The organism is Pannonibacter indicus (assembly GCF_001418225.1).
GTDB lineage: Bacteria > Pseudomonadota > Alphaproteobacteria > Rhizobiales > Stappiaceae > Pannonibacter > Pannonibacter indicus.
In genome coordinates this window covers 1-21,507 of sequence record NZ_LIPT01000008.1, presented here as the reverse complement: position 1 = coordinate 21,507, position 21,507 = coordinate 1, and the positions used below count along the sequence as shown (strand labels likewise).

Here is a 21,507-nt window from a genome sequence, read left to right as displayed (position 1 = left end):
GGGGCTGGAAGGGCTGCAGAAAGAGGGTGTGGAATTCCGTGTGCTTTTGACGGACACCATCGAGGAGGCCATTGCCGAAGACAATGTTGCCGTTCTGGTGGCTGCGGCGCGCACGATGCAGGAGTTTCTCCTCGCCCGGGTGTTCATGGAACGCTATGGCCTTGGTGCCAATCCGGCTGACCTGACCACGGCCCAGACCCATTATGTAAATGTGGAGCCGCTGCTGAAGACGGTTGTTTCAGCACAGCAGAGCCCCAAGCTGTCTCAGCTGACAGGCAAACTTGCGGCGGAGTTCGAGCAGGTGCGCCAGCAGGCGGCTGCCGTTGAAACCGGCGTTGCGGCCCAGCAGGAGGCTCTGACGGCGCGGATCTTCAAGATCGGCCCTCCCATTTCTACGGCCTATCAGGAGATCACCGGGGAGGTGGTTGCGGTACAGAACGACATCGGCCCGAAGGCCTCTGCCGGCATCTCGAGCACCCTCTCGACGATGCTGACGCTGGCCAGCATCTTCACGCTGTTGATCGCAGGGATTGCTGTCTTCCTCGGCATGTCCATTTCGCGTGCCATCTCTGCGATCACCGACTGCATGCGGGCTGTTGCTGCCGGCAACCTGACCATGAAGGTCTTCGGCTCTGGCCGCTCTGACGAGATCGGCGAGATGGCCGCTGCTGTCGAGGTGTTCCAGGCCAATGGCATCGAGAAGGAGCGGCTGGAGCGTGAGCAGGCTGCCGTCAAGGAGCAGCAGGAGGCCGAGCGCCGCCGCATCATGAACGAACTGGCCGACAGCTTCGAGCGGGCCGTGGGCGGTATCGTCGAAACCGTGTCGGCCGCCGCACAGGAAATGCAGGCTGCTGCCAACACGCTGAGCGCTTCGGCAGAAGAAACGGCCCAGCAGTCCACCGCGGTGTCGGCGGCTTCCGAAGAAGCTGCCGCCAATGTGCAGACCGTGGCCTCTGCGACGGAACAGCTGGCAGCCTCGGTGAACGAGATCGGCCGCCGGGCGGAAGAGTCGTCCAGTATGTCCCAGCAGGCGGTTGGTGATACCCAGACTGCCAGCGAGCGTATCGCCTTCCTGTCTTCGGCATCGCAGAAGATCGGCGACGTGCTGAACATGATCTCGGAGATTGCCGGCCAGACCAATCTGCTGGCACTGAACGCCACCATTGAAGCGGCCCGTGCCGGTGAGGCTGGCCGTGGCTTCGCGGTCGTGGCGTCGGAAGTGAAGGCGCTGGCGGAGCAGACGTCCCGCGCCACCCAAGAAATTTCCGGTCAGATCGCCGAGATTCAGTCTGCGACCAACGCCTCGGTGGATGCGATCCAGAACGTTGGCGACACCATCGCCAAGCTGAACAGCATCGCCGCGACAATTGCCGCGGCGGTGGAAGAGCAGACCGCAGCCACAGCTGAAATCGCCCGCAATGTGCAGCAGGCCTCGGCCGGCACGGTGGAAGTCTCGTCCAACATCACCGGCGTCAGCCGTGCGGCGGAAGAAACCGGGGCTGCCGCTTCGCAGGTTCTGGGTTCGGCTGGCGGCCTTGCCAGGGACGCGGAGACGCTGAGGATGGAAGTGGCCCGCTTCATCGCGCAGGTGCGGGCGGCGTAAGCTTCAGGCGAACACGTCAAAACAGCGAAGGCCGGGCAGCAATGCCCGGCCTTTATGTTTCTTCAGCCTTCGGCTTCCTCACGCAGCATTTCCAGTTCCAGCCACTGCTCTTCGGCCGCATCCCTTTCGCCAGTGAGGCGGGTGATTTCGACGGAGAGCTTGGCGAAGCGGTCCGGGCTTTTAGCATAAAGGTTCGGATCGGCCATCTCGGCCTGCAGCTTTTCCAGCTTCTTTGTCAGGCCGTCGATAGTCTCCGGCAGGGTCTTGAGGAGATGCAGCTGGGTGAAGGAGAGTTTTACCCTTGAGGACGCTTTGGCTTCGGTTACGGCCGGCGCGGGAGCTTTCTCGGCCTTGGCGGCTTTCTCTGCCTTGCGGGCGGTCACGCCATCGCCGCGCTGTGCCACCATGTCGGAATAGCCGCCGGCATATTCCTGCCACTTTCCGTTGCCTTCCGAGACGATGACGGAGGTGGCGACGCGGTCGAGGAAATCACGGTCGTGGGAGACGAGGAGAACGGTACCCTCGTAATCGCTCAGCAGTTCCTGCAGGAGGTCCAGTGTCTCAAGGTCGAGATCGTTGGTCGGCTCGTCGAGCACCATCAGGTTGGACGGGCTGGCGAGGGCACGGGCGAGCATGGCACGGGCGCGCTCGCCGCCCGACAGAACGCCGACCGGTGTGCGGGCCTGTTCGGGAGCGAAGAGGAAGTCCTTCATGTAGGACATGACGTGCTTCGTCTCGGTGCCCAGAACCACCGTATCGCCACGCCCGCCAGTGAGGACGGTGGCCAGCGTGTCGAGCGGATTGAGATTCTCGCGTTTCTGGTCGAGGGTAACCATCTGCAGGTTGGTGCCGAGGCGCACGGTGCCGCTGTCCGGCTCCAGTTCACCAGTCAGCATCTTGAGCAGGGTGGTCTTGCCCGCACCGTTGGCGCCGATGAGGCCGATGCGGTCGCCGCGCTGGATGCGGCTGGAGAAATTCGAGACGATGGAGCGCTCGCCGTAGCCCTTGGAAATGGACTTGGCCTCGATCACCAGCTTGCCGGATGTCTCGCCTTCGGTGGCTGCCAGCTTGGCGGTGCCCTGAGGGCCACGGTGATTGCGGGCCTTGTCGCGCAGGTCAGCCAGCTCGCGCACGCGGCGCATGTTGCGCTTGCGCCGGGCGGTGACGCCGTAGCGCATCCAGTGCTCTTCGCGCTTGATCTGCTGGGCGAGCTTCTGCTGGTCGCGTTCTTCCTGCTCGAAAAGCTCGTCGCGCCAGGCCTCGAAATGCTCGAAGCCCCGTTCCATCCGCCGTGACGTGCCCCGGTCGATCCAGACGGTGGCACGGGAGAGGTTTTCGAGGAAGCGCCGGTCGTGCGAGATGAGCACGATGGCGGACCTAAGGCTCTTCAGCTCGGTTTCGAGCCACTCGATGGCCGGAAGGTCGAGATGGTTGGTCGGCTCGTCGAGGAGAAGAATGTCCGGTTCCGGCGCCAGAGTGCGGGCGAGCGCGGCGCGGCGGGCCTCGCCACCGGACAGGCTCTTCGGGTCTTCCTTGCCGTTTAGGCCAAGGACTTCCAGCAGATAGGGCGCGCGGTAGGGATCATCGCCGGGGGCAAGGCCTGCGGTCACATAGTCGAGCACGGTTTCGTAAGCCGACAGATCCGGCTCCTGCGGCAGGTAGCGGATGGTGCGGCCTGGCTGCACGAAAATCTCGCCCTTGTCGGCTTCGATCATGCCGGCGGCGATTTTGAGCAGGGTGGATTTGCCCGAGCCATTGCGCCCGACAAGGCAAAGCCGGTCACCTTCCGAAACGCTGAGTTCGGCTCCGGTCAGAAGTGGCGTGGCGCCGAAAGTGAGATGAATGTCACGCAGGATAAGAAGCGGAGGGGCCATGTGGTCCTGTCAAACGTCGAGTGCCGGAACGCCGCCCATGGAGCGCGGCGTGAAAATCTCGCGCAGAGGAACGCCATCTTGGTCCGCCATGCAAGAGGAAACCGCAGGAGGGCCGTTTCTCTGTTTTCAGCGTGTCCGTGCAGCGGGCAGGTGAAAAAGCCGCAGAATGCAGGCGTTTTCTGGGCCTTGATTGTGGGCGCGATGAATAACTAAGCGGAATGCATAATTTTTCAGGGGAGGAAAAATTTTTCGAATGACTGGCGCTGCCGAAAAGAATCCGTTTTTTTACCCTCCTGCAACCCGTGTTCCCCCGTGGCAGGGTTGAACAGGGTGGGGCTGCATGTGAACGTGCCAGCGCACCGGCATCAGGTGCTCTTCAAGTGTTGAAGAGGGGAGACTAAAATGTTCAAGTCCGCAAGGATGACTGCGCTCGCCGCCGCGCTTCTGGCTGCAACCTCCTTCTCCGCCATGGCGGAGATGGTTTATCACCGTGGCAATTCCGCCGATCCGGAAACGCTGGACCAGCACAAGACCTCGACGGTCTATGAAGGCAATATCCTGCGTGACCTCTATGAGGGGCTTGTTGCCTACAGCGCTGCCGGCAAGATCATTCCGGGCGTTGCAGAGAGCTGGACCCAGTCCGAGGACGGCAGGACCTACACCTTCAAGCTGCGCGGCAACGCCAAGTGGTCGAATGGGGATCCGGTCACGGCCGGTGACTTCGTTTTCTCGCTCCGCCGCATCATGAACCCGGAAACGGGCGCGAAATACGCGACCGTGCTCTATCCGATCCTCAATGCCGAAGCGATCAACAAGGGCGAGAAGCAGGGTGAAGAACTGGGCGTGAAGGCGGTTGACGACCACACGCTGGAAATCACGCTTGAGCGGCCAACCCCGTATTTCGTGGACCTCCTGGCCCACCAGACCGGCCTGCCGGTGCATCCGGCCAGCGTCGAGAAGTTCGGCAGTGACTTCGTCAAGGCCGGTAACATGGTATCGAACGGCGCCTACATGCTGGCCGAGTTCACGCCGAACGCCCAGATCAAGATGGTGAAGAACCCGAACTTCCACGATGCTGCCAATGTGGCCATCGACACGGTGTTCTACTACCCGACGGAAGACCGTGGTGCTGCGCTGCGCCGGTTCCAAGCGGGCGAACTGCATTCCAATGATGACGTGCCGACCGAGCAGATGGCTTTCATCAAGAAGGAACTGGCAGACCAGTTCAAGCCCGCTCCCTACCTTGGTACCTACTATTATGCCCTCAACATGAAGGACGAGGCGCTGGCCAAGCCGGAAGTTCGTCAGGCTCTTTCCATGGCGATCGACCGCGAGTTCCTTGCGGACGAGATCTGGGGCGGCACGATGATCGCCGGCTACTCGCTGGTTCCACCCGGCATCAACAACTACGGTGAGCCGGCCTATGCGGACTACAAGGATCTGCCGCAGATCGACCGCGAAGAGAAGGCCATCGAGCTGATGAAGCAGGCGGGCTATGGCCCGGACAAGCCGCTGAAGCTGACGATCAACTACAACACCTCCGAGAACCACAAGAATACGGCAGTTGCCATTGCCGACATGTGGAAGCCGCTGGGTGTGGATGTGTCGCTGGTGAACACCGATACCAAGACCCACTACGCGATGCTGCGCGACAAGCAGGACTTTGATGTCGCCCGTGCGGGCTGGATCGGCGACTATTCTGATCCGCAGAACTTCCTGTTCCTGGTGGAGTCTGACAATGCCGGCTTCAACTATGCGAACTACAACAACCCGGACTATGACAACCTGATGAAAGAGGCCGCCAACACCACGGACCTCGAAAAGCGCGCTGCCATCCTGAAGGAGGCAGAGACCATCTTCATGCGCGATCTGCCTTTCATCCCGATGATGTACTACGCCTCCAAGAACCTCGTCTCGCCGAAGCTCAAGGGCTTCGAGACGAACCTCATGGACGTGCATCCGACCCGCTGGATGAGCATTTCCGAGTAAGACAGGACACGGCTGGCTGCGGCTTCCAAAAGGAGGCTGCAGCTGGCCGTTTTGCGTCATGACGGGCGCTGTCCTGCAGCTGCTGGCTGCCGGGCAGCGTTTCCCGCTGGCGAAAGAAAGGTCTGGGCATGTTGCGCTACGTGCTTGAACGGCTGTTGGGAGCCATCCCGACACTCTTCCTTATTGTCACTATCTCCTTCTTTCTGATCCGCATCGCGCCGGGCGGGCCCTTCGATCTGGAGCGTCCGCTGGAAGCCAAGGTGATGGAAAACCTCAACCGTATCTATCATCTGGATGAACCGCTCTGGAACCAGTACCTGATCTATCTGAAGAGCATTGCGGTTCTGGATTTCGGTCCGAGCTTCTATTTCCGTGATTTCTCCATCAACGAACTGTTTGCCGCCAGCCTGCCGATCTCGATGCAGCTGGGCCTGAGCGCACTTGCGCTGGCGCTGGTCGTGGGTGGTGTGCTGGGTGTTGTGGCTGCTCTGCGGCAGAACCACGGCCTCGACTATTCCGTGATGGCGGCAGCAACTCTTGGCGTGACCATTCCGAACTTCGTGTTGGCGCCGGTGATGCAGTTGCTGCTGGGTGTGCACCTCGGCTGGCTGCCGGTTGGCGGATGGGCGGCCGGCAACTACGCCGATGCAATCCTGCCCGTGGTGACGCTGGCTCTGCCGCAGATTGCCGTGGTGGCGCGCCTGACGCGCGGCTCGATGATCGAGGCGCTGCGCTCCAACCATGTGCGCACTGCACGGGCCTATGGCCTGTCGGCCTATACGGTCATCGTGGTGCATGCCCTGCGCGGGGCGCTGCTGCCGGTGGTCTCCTACCTCGGACCGGCCGCCGCTGCGCTGCTGACTGGATCGGTGGTGGTGGAAACCATCTTCGGCATTCCCGGCATCGGCCGCTACTTCGTACAAGGGGCGCTCAACCGGGACTACACGCTCGTCATGGGCACCGTGGTCATCGTTGCCTGCTTCGTCATTCTTTTCAATCTCGTCGTGGATCTGCTCTATGCGCTGCTTGATCCGCGCGTGCGTTTCGACTGAGGACCAGCCATGAGCCTGACTTCCTCTGCAAACGGACCTGTGCCGGTGAAAGGCCGCTCCCTCTGGGATGACGCGCGCGACCGGCTGAAGGCCAACCGGGCGGCGGTTGCGAGCATGATCGTGCTGGCACTCGTGACGCTTGTCTCCATCATCGGCCCTTATTTGTCGCCGCATGGCTTCGATCAGGTCTATCGTGACTTCGTGAAAGTGCCCGCGAGCCTGCAGCCCTATCCGCAACCGGAACAGGTCGAGCCGGGGCTAATGAACGTGCTGCGCCGGGCGCGCCTGGACGCTGAGAACTTCCAGCGCGACGGGGACACGGTGAGCGTGCGGCTCACCTCCCCGCGCGAGATCGATCCGCGTTCGGTGCAATATGTGGACCGCAGCGACTTCTTCCAGAATGCCCGGCTTGAGGACATGGCGGCCGATGGCAAGTCGGTGACGCTGAAGGCGGACGTGCGCAAGCTGTATTTCTACTTCGGCACGGACGCCAATGGCCGCGACCTGATGACCCGCACGATGATCGCAGGCCGCGTATCGATGACCATCGGCCTGCTGGCAACGGTGGTGGCCATCTCCATCGGCGTCATCTATGGCGCAACCTCAGGCTATCTCGGCGGCCGTGTGGACCAGGTGATGATGCGCATCGTCGATGTGCTCTATTCGCTGCCGTTCATCTTCTTCGTCATCATGCTGGTGGTGTTCTTCGGCCGGAACTTCGTGCTGATGTTCATTGCCGTGGGTGCGGTGGAGTGGCTGGACATGGCCCGCATCGTGCGCGGGCAGACGCTGACCATCAAGCGGCAGGAATATGTTCAGGCGGCCGAAGCCATGGGCGTTGGCAATGCCGGCATCCTGCGCCGCCATGTCATCCCCAACACACTGGGGCCAGTGGTGGTCTATATGACGCTGCTGGTGCCGAAGGTGATCCTGCTGGAGAGCTTCCTCTCCTTCCTTGGCCTTGGTGTGCAGGAGCCGATGACAAGCTGGGGCGTGCTGATCTCTGAAGGGGCGCGCAACCTGCAGGGCGGCGTCTGGCTGCTGTTGTTCCCCTCGATCTTCCTGACCTCGACGCTGTTTGCGCTGAATTTCATCGGCGATGGCCTGCGCGATGCGCTTGATCCGAAGGACCGCTGACATGACGGCATCTGAGAACCAGAACGAAGCGGTGCTGAAGATCGAAGGCCTGACGGTCAACTTCCGCACCAACACAGGCATGGTCGAGGCCGTGCGCGGCGTCGATATCCACGTCAACCGGGGCGAAACGGTCGCCATCGTGGGCGAAAGCGGCTCGGGCAAGAGCCAGACCATGATGGCGGCCATGGGGCTGCTGGCGTCCAACGGCATCACCGGCGGTCGTGTGCTCTACCGGGACCGGAACATCCTAGGCCTGAAGACGGGCGAGCTGAACCAGGTGCGCGGCAAGAAGATCACCATGATCTTCCAGGAGCCGATGACCTCGCTCGATCCGCTCTACACCATTTCCCGCCAGCTGTGCGAGCCGATGGTGGAGAATGGCGGCCTGAGCTGGGCGAGGGCAAAGGCGCGGGCGCTGGAGCTTCTGAAGCTCGTCAATATTCCCGAGCCGGAGCGCAAGCTGAAGTCCTATCCGTATGAGCTGTCCGGCGGGCAGCGCCAGCGCGTGATGATCGCCATGGCGCTGGCCAATGACCCGGACGTGCTGATTGCCGATGAGCCGACCACGGCGCTGGACGTGACGACGCAGGCGCAGATCCTTGATCTTCTGGCAGATCTGCAGAAGCGGCTGGGCATGGCGGTGGTGTTCATCACCCATGACCTTGGCATCGTGCGGCGGATTGCGGACCGCGTTTACGTGATGCGCAAGGGCGAGGTGGTGGAAGAGGGCGAGACGGCGCAGATCTTCGAGGCGCCCGCCCATGACTACACCCGCATGCTGCTGGACGCCGAGCCGGAAGGCACCAAGGCTCCGGTGGATGTGTCGGCACCGGTGGTGATCGAGGGGCAGAAGGTGTCGGTGGAATTCGCTCTCGGCGGCGGGCTGCTGACCAAGCCGTTCATCCTGAAGGCGGTGAATGACATCTCGCTGACCGTGCGCAAGGGCCAGACGCTGGGCATCGTGGGCGAGAGCGGGTCCGGCAAGTCGACGCTGGGCCGGGCTCTGCTGGGGCTGATGCCTGCGCAAGGGCGGGTGTTCTTCAACGGTACGCTCATCTCGGACAAGAGCAAGGCGGAGTTGCGCCCGCTGCGCAAGCATATGCAACTGGTGTTCCAGGATCCGTTCGGCTCGCTCAGCCCGCGCATGACCGTGGGCCAGATCATCACCGAAGGGCTGCTGGTGCATGAGCCGGGCCTGAGCAGTGCCGAGCGTGACCGCAGGGCCTGTCAGGCACTGGAAGAGGTGTCGCTCGATCCGGTGATGCGCAACCGCTATCCGCACGAGTTCTCCGGCGGCCAGCGCCAGCGCATCGCCATCGCGCGTGCCATGGTGCTGAAGCCGGATCTGATGGTGCTGGACGAGCCGACATCGGCACTGGACCGCACGATCCAGAAGCAGATCGTGACGCTGCTGCGTGACCTGCAGAGCGCCCATGGGCTGACGTATCTCTTCATCAGCCACGACCTTGCAGTGGTGCGGGCCATGTCGGACACGGTGATGGTGATGCAGCACGGCAAGATCGTCGAGGCGGGGTCTGCGGCGGATGTATTCGAGGCGCCGCGCGAGGAGTACACGCGCCGCCTGATCGCCGCCGCCATGCTGCCAACGGCGCATGCGGCCGCGTGATCTGTGACGAAAAACCTCTCCCGGATGGCTCCGGGAGAGGCTGATATGCGTGAAAGGCGGTCGGTGGTCAGCCCTTCACGGCCTCAGCGACCATGACGGCCAGCGGAGTCGTGGGACGGCCCGTCAGGCTGGAAAGCGTCTTGCTGTTGTCCTCAAGGTCGCCCTTGGCGGTGCAGGTGTCGCAGTCAGCCAGAATGGCGGCAAAGCCTTCCGGCAGGCCGGCCTGCACGAGAACGTCCTTGTAGGCCGCTTCCGGCAGGTTGGTGTAGGTCACCGGTTGGCCCGAGGCGCGGGACAGTTCAGCCGCATAATCCGCCTTGCTGAAGGACGTATCTCCGGCCAGTTCATAGATGGTGCCGGAGGGTGCGCCCTTGCGCAGCACTTCAGCGGCGGCAGCGGCATAGTCGGCGCGGGCTGCGGCGGAGATGCGGCCGTCACCGGAGGCGCCGACGACGCCATGAGCAATCTCGGCCTGCACGGCGGAGAGATAGTTCTCGATATACCAGCCATTGCGCAGCAGGACGTAGTTGAGGCCGGACGCGGCGAGCATGTCTTCGGTGGCCTTGTGTTCACCGGCAAGGATCATGCCGGACTGCTGGGCGCGCAGGACGCTGGTGTAGAGGACGAGGCCGACGCCCGCAGCTTTCGCTGCCTCGATGACGGCCTTGTGCTGCGGCACGCGCTGGCCGACTTCGCTGCCGGAGATGAGCAGCAGGCGGTCAACACCGGCGAGGGCAGGGGCGAGGGTTTCCGGCTTTGAATAGTCGAAGGCCACCACTTCCACGCCGCGTGCGGCAAGATCGGCCACCTTTTCCGGGGACCGGACGAGCAGGCGCAGCGAGGCGGCCGGTTCGGTGGCGAGCAGGTTTTCGGCGACGAGGCGGCCAAGCTGACCGGAAGCACCGGTGATTGCGAGTTTCATTTGCGGCTCCATCTGCTGATTTGCTCCGGCGGGATCGCCGGATCCATGCGATGCGGCAGATATGCGCTATGTACTTTCTTTTGGAAAGTACATACAATTTGGTAAGTTAGAGGAAAGTCGTCCCGGCTGGATGTGTCTTTCAGGAGAAAAGATATGGAAAACAGTACCTTGGACAGGGAGGAAAAAATCTCTGACGAAGCCGGAACTGTGGACGTGCCCCCCGATCTGGTCACGGGACAGCCGCTTTCGGAGCTGATACGCCGGGGCGCGCTGTTCAGTGTGGCCTGTCCGTCGCGGGAGATTCTCAATCATCTGACCAGCCGCTGGGGTGTGCTGATCCTGCTGGCGCTGCTGGAGGGCACGCACCGTTTCAGTGAGCTGCGCCGCAAGGTCGGCGGCGTGAGCGAGAAGATGCTGGCGCAAACATTGCAGCAGCTGGAAGGGGATTGCATGATTGACCGGGTATCGCTGCCCGTGGTGCCGCCGCATGTGGAATACAGCCTGACGCCGCTGGGCCGCGAGGCAGCCGGGCGGGTGAAGACGCTGGCGGACTGGCTGGAGGTCAACACCCCAAACATCATGGCGGCGAAGGCGGAGCGGCTACGGGGAACCAGTTGATCAGCTGCTGTGAGCAGGCCGCCAGCCTGCGGCAATGGCTTCCGCTTCCGTGCAGAACCAGCGCTCACCCTTGTTTTCGTTGATGCTGGTGCGGGCGTAGGAAGCGGACCAGGGCATGTGATAGATGCGGCCGTTCTTGGAGATGTTGCCCTTGATCGGGCATTCCCTGTCCGCATCCGCCGAAGCCTGGACGTGTCTTTGAGTGCTGGCATTCTGCCACTTGGCGGCCCTGAACTCCCACGGGGCTTGGGCTGTGCCTGCGAACATGCCGATACGGCCTGCACGGGCACGGGCTTCCTCGGCCACGTAGCTGGAGGAATAGCGGACGAAGGCGAAGGCGTGACCGCTTTCCGCCATGGCTGCATTCACGTTGATGCCGCCGGAATAGCAGGTGCCCAGCCGGCGGCCATAGGTGTCGGTAACATCGCCCTTGCAGGTCACCGGCCCACGTGAGAGCAGCGCCTTCAGGGCATTTGCCGCCTCTTTGCCGCAGTCATACTCCTTGCCGGAAGACGAAAGGCAGCGCTGCGCCAGCTCGGGCGCATCAATCCCTTCCAGGCGGATCGTCTCGCCGTTCAGCACGATCGTATCGCCGTCGGTGACCTTCAGTGCCTGAAGCGTCAGAGGGGCCGCACCGCCGGTGACACATGCAGCAATGACAAGCGCGCCGAGCGGAAGACGGCTCCGGAGGGATAGCCGGATTGCGTGTGTTTTCAAGGCGGTAATCTCGGAATCAGGCGAGGCCTATGTGGCTTTGAGAGAAGTTTGGGGAGCAGGGGTTAACGGGCTGTTAAGATCTTGCTTCCGGTTTTAAGGACGCGCGGATTGGCCGCTTGTGAAAGGCGGGAGGCGCTGAACGCGGCGCACCGGAAATGGTTCCAGCTAATAAACCAAGAAAAATATTTTTTTATTTGCCCGGACGCATTGCCCACGAGCGAGAAGACGCCTATTTTGCATTCCGGCGCGAGCTGCTTCCCCGCAGCTCCGGAAGGGCCCGGCGGGCATGAACGCATGCAGCCGGGCCGCACCACAGCTTTCCTGAAGGAGGATTTGCCATGTCTTTCGAACTTCCCGAACTGCCGTATGCCTATGACGCCCTTGGCCCCTACATGTCCAAGGAGACGCTTGAGTATCACCACGACAAGCACCATCAGGCCTATGTGACCAACGGCAACAACCTGCTGAAGGACAGCGGCCTCGAAGGCAAGACGCTGGAAGAGATCGTCAAGGAGAGCTTCGGCAAGAATGCCGGTCTCTTCAACAACGCCGGCCAGCACTACAACCACATCCATTTCTGGAAGTGGATGAAGCCGAATGGCGGCGGCAAGTCCATCCCGGGTGCTCTGGCCAAGGCCATCGACAGCGATCTGGGCGGCTATGACAAGTTCCGTGCCGACTTCATCGCCGCCGGCACCACCCAGTTCGGCTCCGGCTGGGCCTGGGTTGCCGTCAAGGATGGCAAGCTGATCATTTCCAAGACCGCCAACGGCGAAAGCCCGCTGGTGCAGGGCGCGTCCCCGATCCTCGGCGTCGACGTGTGGGAGCACTCCTACTACATTGACTACCGCAACGCCCGTCCGAAGTACCTTGAGGCCTTCGTCGACAACCTGATCAACTGGGACTACGTCCTGGAAATGTACGAAGCTGCAACCAAGTAAGCCTCCGTTTCGTTGAAAGGCCCGGCCTTGTGCCGGGCCTTTTGGCATTGGAGGGGAGGCTGAAGGCATGACCATCCGGCTTCGCGGACATCACCTGCTGTGCATGCTGACCTTCGTCGGGGAGGGCTATTCCCCCCGCTTTGTCGCCAATTATGCGAGGGTGATCCGGCGGATGAGGGCAGGCGAGCCTGTCTTGATCGTGCAGGGGCCGGATGACATCTGTGCGCCGCTTCTGGCTGGTGACGCTCCCCATTGTCACCGCGACAGCGTTGTGGAACGTGACCGGCTGGCTCTCGAAAGTGCCGGAACACTGCTCGGGCGGCGGCTGGAGGCTGGCAGCGAGGTGATCGTGGACGGGGGCATGCTGAACCGGTTGCAGCGTGGCTTTGTTTCAGGCGAACTCCGCCCGGCCTGCAGTGGCTGCGAGTGGTCCGGCCTGTGCGACAAGGTTGCCGAGGCGGGGTTTGAAGGGACCCGGCTTATGGCAGGGACAGGAGACTGACCTGGCAAACATCTGATTCGGCCTCTTGCCATGCAGGGCAAGATCTCGGTAGGCAGTGCCAGGTAAACGTGCCGTCCGGGCAGATTTTCTATCCAGAGATTTTCGTCCTGGGGTGCTCCTTTCCGGGTTGCCGCGGCGTGAAGGCGCGGGGTCTTGCGATTATGGCGAAAAGTGGTCTTCGCGCCCTTGTGCAGCACCTCGACAGAGCCTAATTCGATCAAAATTCTTAACTCTCGGCCGCTACACTGAGAGTCCCGATTTGCATGTACTGGCAATTTGCCCTAGCCGAAGAGTGAGCATGACACCCGCCGCACTCGACACGACCATTCTCGCCGTGCTTGCACCCTTCGCGGCTGCAATCATCGCGCCATTCGCCACGAAAGTGCTGAAGCACAATGCGGCCTGGCTGCTTGCCATCGTGCCGCTGCTGATCTTCTTGCACTTCACCCGGTTCGTGCCGGGTGTGTCCGAAGGCGAAGTCTATACCGTCGCAAAAGAATGGGTGCCCGCCTATGGCGTCACCCTTTCTTTTTATCTGGACGGGCTTTCGACGCTGTTTGCGATGCTGATCTCCGGGATCGGCACCTTCATCATTCTCTACGCTGGCGGCTATCTGAAGGGACATCCGCAGCAGGGCCGGTTCTTCTCGTTCCTGTTCCTGTTCATGGGGGCGATGCTGGGACTGGTGACGAGCGATAACCTGCTGTCGCTGTTCATCTTCTGGGAATTGACCTCGATCACGTCCTTCCTGCTGATCGGTTTTGATCATCTGAGGGCTGCCTCGCGCCGTGCTGCGCTGCAGGCGCTGCTGGTCACCGGTGGCGGCGGACTGGCGCTGCTGGCCGGTTTCCTGCTGATCATGCAGGTAACGGGCGTGTCTCAGATGTCGCAGGTGCTGGCGGGCGGCGATGTGCTGCGCAACAGCGGCCTCTATCTGCCGATCCTGATCCTCGTTCTGGGCGGCGCCTTCACCAAGTCGGCGCAGTTCCCGTTCCATTTCTGGCTTCCCAATGCCATGGAAGCGCCGACGCCGGTGTCGGCCTTCCTGCACTCGGCCACCATGGTCAAGGCCGGTGTCTATCTGCTGATGCGCATGCATCCGGCTCTGGGCGGCACCGAAGTCTGGATGACCGTGCTGCCGCTGTTTGGCGGCATCACGCTGCTGGTGGGCACGGTCCTGGCCGTGCGCCAGACCGACCTGAAGCTGATGCTGGCCTATACGACGGTTGCCTCGCTCGGCCTTCTCGTCATGCTGACGGGCACCAGTTCGCAGAAGGCGCTGGAAGGCGCTGTGCTCTATCTGCTGGCGCACTCCCTGTTCAAGGGCGCTCTGTTCATGGTGGCCGGTATCATCGACCATGAGACGGGCACGCGCGACGTGACGAAGCTGGGCGGGTTGCGCAAGGCGATGCCCATCACCTTTGCGGCTGCCGCGCTCGCCGGGCTTTCCATGGCCGGCCTGCCGCCCTTCATCGGCTTCATCGCCAAGGAAGTGCTGTATTACGGCACCTGGGGGCTCTCCAGTGGCGCTCTGCTGATATCCGCCGTGGCTGTGGCGGGCAATGCGCTGATGCTGGTGATTGCGGCAGCTGTCGCCATCAAGCCATTCTTCGGGCCCGAGGTACATACGCCCAAGCATGCCCATGAAGGCCCCGCATTGCTGTGGGCCGGACCTGCCGTGCTGTCGCTGACCGGTCTTGCCGCCGCTCTGCTGGCCCATTCGACGGGCGAATTGTTCATAGGGCCGATGCTGTCCTCCCTGATGGGCGCGCAGACGGCCGTGGAACTGCATCTCATCCCCGGCTACATCTCCGCACCGCTGATCCTGTCGATCATTACCGTGGCTCTGGGGATCGGGCTGTTCCTGATGCTGGACCGCCTGCGCGCGGCGGTGGCCGGTGTGCTGAAGGCCATCGGCTGGGGACCGGACAAGGGGTTCGACCAGTTTGTGGCTGCCATCGTCAAGCTCTCCACCGGCATCACCCGCCTGCTGCAGGGCGGTTCGATGCAGACCTACATGGCTGTCGTCTTCCTTGCCACGGGGGCCGCGCTGCTGTTGCCGGCAGTCTTTGCCAATGGCATGCCGCAGGTGCCGGAATGGCCTGATTTCCGCTTCTATGAATGGGCCGTGATCCTGATTGCGGTGGCAGGTCTTGGTGCGGTTCTTGTGGCGAACACCCGGCTGACGGCTATCGTGACGCTTGGCATCCAGGGCTTTGCCGTGGCGCTGATCTTCATGCTGTTCGGTGCACCGGATCTGAGCTTCACCCAGTTCATGGTGGAAACCCTGTCCGTGGTGATCCTGGCCCTCGTCATGACCCGGCTCAACCTGTCACCCCGCGACCACCGTCCGATGCTTGCGCGGATCGTCAGCCTTGGCATTTCCGGTGCTGTCGGCCTCGGCTTCACGCTGGTGCTGCTGGCCATCACCCAGCAGCCCTTCGACGCGCGCCTGTCTGACTTCTTCAGCCAGTACAGCCGCGTGATTGCTCATGGCCGCAATATCGTCAACGTGATCATCGTCGACTTCCGCGGCTTTGATACGCTGGGCGAAATCTCGGTCGTGGTGCTCACGGGCCTTTCTGTGCTGGCGCTGATCCGCATCCGCACCAAGCCGGACGCGGCGGCGCCGAAGAGCGGCAAGTCCCCGAAAGCCAAGATGGTGGAGGCACGCTGATGCGCACGATCATCTTCCGCACCTTTGCGCCCTATATCGCGGCCCTGATGGTGCTGTTCTCCATCTTCGTGCTGCTGCGCGGCCATAATGAACCCGGCGGCGGTTTCATTGGCGGCCTGATTGCAGCTTCCGCCCTGGCCATCTACGGCATCGCCTGCGGTGTGGAGGGTGTCCGCAGGGCCATCGGCGTGCATCCGATGACGCTCGCCGGTATCGGTTTGCTGCTGGCTGCCGTTGCCGGGCTGCTGTCGGCTTTCACGGGGCAGGCCTACATGACCAGCCAATGGGTCACGGTTCATGTCTTTGGTACGGCGGTGGATCTGTCCACGCCGATGTTCTTCGATATCGGGGTTTATCTCGTCGTGGTGGGAGCCTTCGGCTCCATCGCGCTCGCGCTTGAGGAAAGGGAGAGCGACTGATGGAAGCCGGACTGTCCATCCTCATCGGCCTGTTCTTCACCGTGGCCGTCTATCTGATGCTGTCGCGCATGTTCGTGCGGATGCTGATCGGTGTCGTCATCCTCGGCAATGCGGTCAACATGCTGATCTTCGTCAACGGGCGCCTGACCCGCGAAGTGCCGCCGCTGATCCCGTTGGATCAGGCGACTGTCACGCAGGCAACCGCCAATCCGCTGCCGCAGGCTCTCGTGCTGACGGCCATCGTGATTTCCTTCTCCTTCTTCGCCTTCCTGCTGGTGCTGGCCTACCGCACCTATCAGGAACTGGGCACCGATGACGTGAACGACATGCGCATCGCCGAGCCCAAGGGTGAAGCCGGTCCTCCGCAGGGGTACTGATCCATGGCCGGACCTTCCTATTCGGTTGATATTTCTCAGGCTATGACCACCGCGCCGGTGACGGCGGCGGACTGGCTCATCGTCGTGCCCTCGATTCTGACGATCATCGGCGGCTCGCTCTGTCTCGTCATGCGCAAGAACACCAGCTTCCAGCCGAAGCTGGCGCTGTTCTTCCTCGGCTTGCTGGTGCTGACGACTGGCGCGCTGCTGGTGCATGTGCTGAAGACCGGTGTCGTCACCATGGTGATGGGCAACTGGCTGCCGCCTTTTGGCATCGCCTTCACGGCCGATCCTCTGGGCGCAGTCCTTGCCTTCATCGCCTCGGTGGTGGCGCTGTGTGCGGGCATCTACGGGGCAGGGACCATTGATACCTCCGGGCGGCGTTACGGGTTCTATCCGTTCCTGCTGTTCCTTATGACGGGTGCCTGCGGCGCCTTCCTGACCGGCGACATTTTCAACATGTATGTCTGGTTCGAGGTGCTGCTGATCTCGTCCTACGGTCTTCTTGTGCTGGGCAACGGCAGGGCGCAGCTGGACGGCGCCGTGAAATACGGTGTGCTGAACCTGATCGGCACAAACCTCTTTCTGATTGCCACAGGCCTGCTCTATGGCCATCTGGGCACGCTGAACATGGCAGATGCCGCCATGAAGCTGTCGAATGCAGAGCCTTCCGGCCCGGTGATGACCATCGGTGCCCTGTATCTGCTGGCCTTTGCGATGAAGGCGGCAGCCTTCCCGGTGAATGCCTGGCTTCCTGCGTCCTATCACACCCCGAGAGTTGCGGTTTCGGCGATCTTTGCCGGGCTTCTGACCAAGGTTGGCGTCTATGCGCTGCTGCGCGTCATGGTGATGCTGATGCCGGTGGCCCGCGCCGAAATGAGTGAAGTGATTGCCTGGGTAGCGGCTCTGACCATGCTGGTGGGGGTTATCGGTGCTCTGGCGCAGTCCGATCTCCGGCGTTTGCTCGGCTATCTGGTCATTTCCGGCATAGGCTCGATGCTGGCGGGCATCGCCATGGGCACGCCTGCGGCGATTTCCGGCACCATTTTCTATACGGTGCATTCGATCATCGTCATGACGGCGCTCTATATGGCCGCCGGTGTGATGGCTTCGATGTGCGGCAGCAATGATCTTCGCAAACTGGGCGGCCTTTACGGCGTGAGCCCGGCCCTTGCCGCCGTGTTCCTGATCCTTGCCTTTGCCGTGGCCGGCCTGCCGCCCTTCTCGGGCTTCTGGCCCAAGCTGATCCTCGTCGATGCCGCGCTGGAGAGCGGCTGGTCCTGGCTGGCGGCCGCCATCCTCGTGACAGGGTTCCTGACCTCAATGGCCGTTGGCCGGGTTTGGATCTATGCGTTCTGGCGCGGCGGACCCGAGGGAACGGCTGATGGCGGTCAGGTGGCGATGCAAAGCGGTGGTTCTGCAGCGGTTGCCGTGCAGGCCTCAGGCTTTGCTTCTCCGGCGCTCTGGATCCCGGTTGGCGCACTTACGGCGCTGGCCGTCCTGTTCGGACTTGCGCCGGAGTGGCTGATGAACATCGCCATGCGCGGTGCCGGCGGCCTGATCGATCCTGCCGGTTATTTCCTGTCTGTCTTCGGAGGTGCAGCATGAGCGGCCTGTTCCTCGTCAATATCCTGCTGGCTGCCGCATGGGGGGCGGTGACTGGCTCCTTCTCGGTGGTCAATCTTGCTTTCGGCTTCGTGCTGGGACTGGGAGCGCTGTATCTGATCCGCGAGCAGATCAACACCGGCGGCTATTTCCGCCGTGCCTCGCGCGTCACCGGGCTGATCCTGCTCTTCCTCTACGAGTTGGTCATGTCGGCCTGGCGCGTGGCCCGGATCGTGATCCGCCCGAAACTTGGCCTCAATCCGGGATTCATCGCGTTCCCCCTGACGGTTGAAAGCGACTTCGAGATAGCGCTTCTGGCCAATCTGATCACGCTGACGCCGGGAACGCTGTCCGTGGATGTCTCCGAGGACCGGAAGGTGCTCTATATCCACTGCATCGACGTTCCTGATCCGGAAGGGACCATTGCGGACATCCGCAATGGGTTCGAACGCAAGATCATGGAGGCCTTCCGTTGAGCCCGCTTGACCTGTTTGCCGAAAATTTCCTTGAGGTCTGCATCCAGATTTCTCTGGTGCTGCTGGTCTTCACCTTCGCCGTGACGGTGGTGCGCACAGTGCTCGGACCGAGCCTTCCGGACCGGGTGGTGGCCCTCGACATGCTGGTGGCGACGGCGATCGGCTTCATTGCCGTGATCGGCATTGCAACCGAGTTCTATCTCTACGTGGACATCGCCATTACGCTTGGCCTTGTCGGGTTCCTCAGCACAGTGGCGCTGGCGCGCTTCATTTTGAACCGGGGTCAGGTTGGCGATCCGACCATCTCCGCGGAAGTGAAGGAAGATCTCGCCCGCAGAAAGGCTGGAAAATGAACGCTGCAATCGAAATCGCCAGTGGGCTCTTCCTGGTTGCCGGAGCGCTGTTTGCGGCAGCTGCCGCACTTGGCGTCATCCGCTTTCCCGACGTGTTCTCGCGCATGCATGCCGCGTCAAAGGCCGGGACGCTGGGGTCAGGGCTGATGCTGATCGCGCTGGCCCTGCATGCGAGGGAACTGGATGTGATCACCAGAGCGATCGCTGGTGTTGTTTTCTTTCTGCTGACCGCTCCAATCTCGGCGCATCTTGTGGCCAAGGCGGCTCTTGCTGCCGGATACCGCCCTTGCGCGGTGACAAAAATGGACGTCCTCGCACCGCTTCTCGACCGGAAGAAGAAGCAGAAGACCTGACAGGGTTGCCCTTCCGGTCAGGAGAGGAAAGTGCTTGTTGCAAGGCCTGGTATCAGAAACCGGGCCTTACTTTTGCCGCGACAAGTTCCGGCTCTATAAAGCTTGCAGGGCCGGGCAGGGAGCTGCCCAAAGGCTGGTTGCGCGCGGGATGCGGGAAAGCCGCAACTTGACGGCACTACAGCGGGTTTTTACCACAAATTGGACAAATTTGAACTACAGATGACGGAGGTGTTTCGTTGAAAACGGGTCGTTTTACTTTTTTCTTGTTTGTTAGGGCTTGTCCAATGAATGAAGCATCTATATAAGCTCGAATACGTTGCCTCTGCATAAGAATCAAATTTTTCTCGTCGCGCTTCCCAAGTAAGCTTGTGCTGCAAAGCGCCGATTGGTGAAGACGTTGGGTTTGTGCAGGAATGCGAACACGCGACAAATTTACGAGATGGGTGAGAAATGACTGACACGCCGGTAGATGCAAACCTGATCGACCTGACCGCTGAGATTGTTTCCGCTTATGTGAGCAATAATACCGTGGCGGCAACTGAACTCCCGGGCCTGATCAACGAAGTTTACGGTGCATTGCAGCGCACGTCTGGCGCCCAGGTCGAGCCGGAGCCGGAGCCGCTCAAGCCGGCCGTTCCGGTCAAAAAGTCTGTGATGCCGGACTACATCATCTGTCTGGAAGACGGCAAGAAGTTCAAGTCGCTGAAGCGTCACCTGCGCACGCACTACGACATGACCCCGGAAGAGTACCGCGAGAAGTGGGACCTGCCGGCCGACTACCCGATGGTTGCTCCGAACTATGCTGCTGCACGTTCGGAACTGGCCAAAAAGATGGGCCTGGGTCAGCAGCGCAAGCGCGCCAAGTAACTGGCAGCCCTGCTTTGCAGGCGTGATTTTGAGACCGCTGCGGGAAACCGCAGCGGTCTTTTGCATTTGTGGCTGCAGTGCCTGGAGGCCAGGCGCCGCACCCGCCGGAACTCTTCCGGTGAAAACGATGGCGCTGAGAGGCTCTCTCTTGGCCTTGAAGTAAGTATGGCCGAAAAGCCGGTTCCCGCTTCTGTCCGAATTGCCTGAGATGAGCTGCAGGCAGGACAAGTTCACCAGCGGTGGCATGAGTGGCGCAGGGGCCATAATGTGCGGAAGGAGGCGCGCAGTCCGGCAAGGCGGTTGATATCGCCTGTCCAGTGCGCTTGCCGGCACCTTGCCCGCTCTGCCCGCATGGCATGGACCAGGTGGAGCAGCAGGACCGGAAGACCGTTGGCTGCTGTGCTTTGCTCCCGCAATCCTGTTCCAAGCCCAAGACGCTCAAGGCGCATCCAGAACACTTTGTCCGGCACTGGCGTTTTATGCATCCGGGCTCCCTTCACGTCTCCAGGAGCCGCCAAGGCTTGATGCTGACGTCTCAGACATCAAAGAGGCCCAGGCTCCGGTTTTCTGCCGGCGGTGGCCGTCAGGAATGTATCCATCATCCACCGGTTGACAGAGGTGGGGAGAAATGGCGGATATCTGCGCTCCCTTAAAAGTTGCTAGGAAACTTATCCCTCACCCCGGATTGCTGGCGTATTATGTAGGAATATAAGCCTAAGTGGGAAATCCACGGGGAGATTGGTGATGGAGTGCGTAGCGAGGACTTCTATCCGGCAACAGCGTCAGGGTGGAGGCGGGGGACAGGCGGGAGAAGTGAGGAACAGAACCGTCTTGGCCCGGCTTCTGCTGATCGAGGGGTTGGTTGCGGAAGTTTATGGCATCAGCCCGCCGGAGCTGCTCAGTGAGGGCCGTGGCGTCCGGCTGATTGCCGATGCCCGGCAGCTGGTGATGTATCTGGCCCATGTCGCCCTTGGCCTCTCCTGCGCCGAAGTGGGGGACTACTACGGCCGGGACCGGTCCACGGTCGCTTACGCCTGCCGCAAGTGGGAGGACCGGCGCGATGATCCTCAGGTCGACGCCGTGCTTTTCAAGATTGAACAACTGATTGCAGGTGGCATGACCGTCTATGGTCTTGCCCGCTGGGAGGGGGGACGATGAGCAGAACGTTGACAGACGAAGGACGCAAGGTTCTCAAGTTTCTGGCCGCGACAGGGGCGGTCATTGTGTCCGGCAGCGGTCAGGAAGAAGCTCCGGTGCGGCTTGAGGGGCGCCAGGAGACCGGGGGGAAGCGCCGGCAGATGATTGTGACGGTGCGGGTGCTCCACTGATCGGCCCCCACGGACGGGTCCAATTTGATTGTTAGTGCAATGATGGTCGTGGCGCCAGCGCGGGCGGCAT

Annotated in this window: 21 protein-coding genes and 1 pseudogene; 18 read left to right on the top strand and 4 right to left on the bottom strand. The window is 61.8% G+C overall.

The genetic code is table 11. The annotated features are described in order from the left end of the window. The first annotated feature begins 40 nt into the window (after window positions 1-40). Window positions 41-1,603, top strand: coding sequence for a methyl-accepting chemotaxis protein (locus ASC48_RS12425; protein ID WP_208975705.1), 1,563 nt, complete (start codon window positions 41-43; stop codon window positions 1,601-1,603). Window positions 1,604-1,665: 62 nt separating this feature from the next. On the opposite strand, the gene ASC48_RS12420 is transcribed toward ASC48_RS12425, so the two are convergent. After that, window positions 1,666-3,477, bottom strand: a complete 1,812-nt coding sequence (locus ASC48_RS12420; protein WP_055456071.1) for an ABC-F family ATP-binding cassette domain-containing protein — start codon at window positions 3,475-3,477, stop codon at window positions 1,666-1,668. Window positions 3,478-3,879: 402 nt separating this feature from the next. Here ASC48_RS12420 and ASC48_RS12415 point away from each other — a divergent pair, with 402 nt between their 5' ends. From ASC48_RS12415 to ASC48_RS12400, 4 genes are all read left to right on the top strand, one after another. Then, window positions 3,880-5,466 carry a peptide ABC transporter substrate-binding protein gene (locus ASC48_RS12415; RefSeq protein WP_055456070.1) on the top strand — a complete coding sequence of 529 codons (1,587 nt, stop codon included), beginning with the start codon at window positions 3,880-3,882 and terminating at the stop codon, window positions 5,464-5,466. 128 nt (window positions 5,467-5,594) lie between these two features. Beyond that, window positions 5,595-6,518 carry an oligopeptide ABC transporter permease OppB gene (gene oppB, locus ASC48_RS12410; RefSeq protein WP_055456069.1) on the top strand — a complete coding sequence of 308 codons (924 nt, stop codon included), beginning with the start codon at window positions 5,595-5,597 and terminating at the stop codon, window positions 6,516-6,518. A gap of 9 nt (window positions 6,519-6,527) precedes the next feature. Further along, entirely contained in the window at window positions 6,528-7,655 is a 1,128-nt protein-coding gene (locus tag ASC48_RS12405) for an ABC transporter permease subunit (protein ID WP_055456068.1), read from the top strand. 1 nt (window position 7,656) lies between these two features. Continuing rightward, window positions 7,657-9,282 carry an ABC transporter ATP-binding protein gene (locus ASC48_RS12400; protein WP_055456067.1) on the top strand — a complete coding sequence of 542 codons (1,626 nt, stop codon included), beginning with the start codon at window positions 7,657-7,659 and terminating at the stop codon, window positions 9,280-9,282. 67 nt (window positions 9,283-9,349) lie between these two features. Here ASC48_RS12400 and ASC48_RS12395 read toward each other — a convergent pair whose 3' ends face one another. Next, window positions 9,350-10,204, bottom strand: coding sequence for an SDR family oxidoreductase (locus ASC48_RS12395; RefSeq protein WP_055456216.1), 855 nt, complete (start codon window positions 10,202-10,204; stop codon window positions 9,350-9,352). Between the two features lie 153 nt (window positions 10,205-10,357). On the opposite strand from ASC48_RS12395, the gene ASC48_RS12390 reads away from it, so the two are divergent. Further along, the gene (locus ASC48_RS12390; protein WP_208975704.1) at window positions 10,358-10,822 is read left to right on the top strand and encodes a winged helix-turn-helix transcriptional regulator; all 465 of its coding nucleotides are present in this window, start codon (window positions 10,358-10,360) and stop codon (window positions 10,820-10,822) included. Here the strand turns inward: ASC48_RS12390 and ASC48_RS20330 are convergent, their stop codons facing one another. Then, complete coding sequence (locus tag ASC48_RS20330) at window positions 10,823-10,966, bottom strand: sunset domain-containing protein (protein ID WP_462686817.1); 144 nt, start codon at window positions 10,964-10,966, stop codon at window positions 10,823-10,825. Window positions 10,967-11,098: 132 nt separating this feature from the next. Next, a pseudogene (locus ASC48_RS20265) lies at window positions 11,099-11,404 on the bottom strand (thermonuclease family protein); the annotation flags it as partial. A 473-nt stretch (window positions 11,405-11,877) separates the two neighbouring features. Between ASC48_RS20265 and ASC48_RS12380 the strand changes: the two are divergent. From ASC48_RS12380 to ASC48_RS19550, 12 genes are all read left to right on the top strand, one after another. After that, window positions 11,878-12,480, top strand: coding sequence for a superoxide dismutase (locus tag ASC48_RS12380; RefSeq protein ID WP_019962779.1), 603 nt, complete (start codon window positions 11,878-11,880; stop codon window positions 12,478-12,480). Between the two features lie 67 nt (window positions 12,481-12,547). After that, window positions 12,548-12,982, top strand: a complete 435-nt coding sequence (locus ASC48_RS12375) for a DUF1284 domain-containing protein (RefSeq protein WP_055456065.1) — start codon at window positions 12,548-12,550, stop codon at window positions 12,980-12,982. 298 nt (window positions 12,983-13,280) lie between these two features. Then, on the top strand, window positions 13,281-15,659 hold the full coding sequence (locus ASC48_RS12370; RefSeq protein WP_055456064.1) for a putative monovalent cation/H+ antiporter subunit A: 2,379 nt from the start codon (window positions 13,281-13,283) through the stop codon (window positions 15,657-15,659). Continuing rightward, the gene (locus ASC48_RS12365; RefSeq protein WP_055456063.1) at window positions 15,659-16,078 is read left to right on the top strand and encodes a Na+/H+ antiporter subunit B; all 420 of its coding nucleotides are present in this window, start codon (window positions 15,659-15,661) and stop codon (window positions 16,076-16,078) included. The genes ASC48_RS12370 and ASC48_RS12365 overlap by 1 nt, the downstream gene beginning before the upstream one ends. Beyond that, complete coding sequence (locus ASC48_RS12360) at window positions 16,078-16,455, top strand: Na+/H+ antiporter subunit C (protein ID WP_050471095.1); 378 nt, start codon at window positions 16,078-16,080, stop codon at window positions 16,453-16,455. The genes ASC48_RS12365 and ASC48_RS12360 overlap by 1 nt, the downstream gene beginning before the upstream one ends. Window positions 16,456-16,458: 3 nt before the next feature. After that, window positions 16,459-18,063, top strand: a complete 1,605-nt coding sequence (locus tag ASC48_RS12355; RefSeq protein WP_055456062.1) for a Na+/H+ antiporter subunit D — start codon at window positions 16,459-16,461, stop codon at window positions 18,061-18,063. Continuing rightward, window positions 18,060-18,536, top strand: coding sequence for a Na+/H+ antiporter subunit E (locus ASC48_RS12350; RefSeq protein ID WP_055456061.1), 477 nt, complete (start codon window positions 18,060-18,062; stop codon window positions 18,534-18,536). Before ASC48_RS12355 ends, ASC48_RS12350 begins: the two co-directional genes overlap by 4 nt. Continuing rightward, a complete protein-coding gene (locus ASC48_RS12345; RefSeq protein WP_050471098.1) occupies window positions 18,533-18,889 on the top strand; it encodes a cation:proton antiporter in 357 nt (118 codons plus the stop codon). The genes ASC48_RS12350 and ASC48_RS12345 overlap by 4 nt, the downstream gene beginning before the upstream one ends. After that, window positions 18,886-19,242 carry a monovalent cation/H(+) antiporter subunit G gene (mnhG, locus tag ASC48_RS12340; RefSeq protein WP_055456060.1) on the top strand — a complete coding sequence of 119 codons (357 nt, stop codon included), beginning with the start codon at window positions 18,886-18,888 and terminating at the stop codon, window positions 19,240-19,242. The genes ASC48_RS12345 and mnhG overlap by 4 nt, the downstream gene beginning before the upstream one ends. Window positions 19,243-19,692: 450 nt before the next feature. Then, entirely contained in the window at window positions 19,693-20,109 is a 417-nt protein-coding gene (locus tag ASC48_RS12335; RefSeq protein WP_050471100.1) for a Ros/MucR family transcriptional regulator, read from the top strand. Between the two features lie 831 nt (window positions 20,110-20,940). Further along, window positions 20,941-21,267, top strand: coding sequence for a helix-turn-helix domain-containing protein (locus ASC48_RS12330; protein WP_055456059.1), 327 nt, complete (start codon window positions 20,941-20,943; stop codon window positions 21,265-21,267). Then, on the top strand, window positions 21,264-21,437 hold the full coding sequence (locus tag ASC48_RS19550) for a hypothetical protein (protein ID WP_156367097.1): 174 nt from the start codon (window positions 21,264-21,266) through the stop codon (window positions 21,435-21,437). Before ASC48_RS12330 ends, ASC48_RS19550 begins: the two co-directional genes overlap by 4 nt. The last annotated feature ends 70 nt before the right edge of the window (window positions 21,438-21,507 follow it).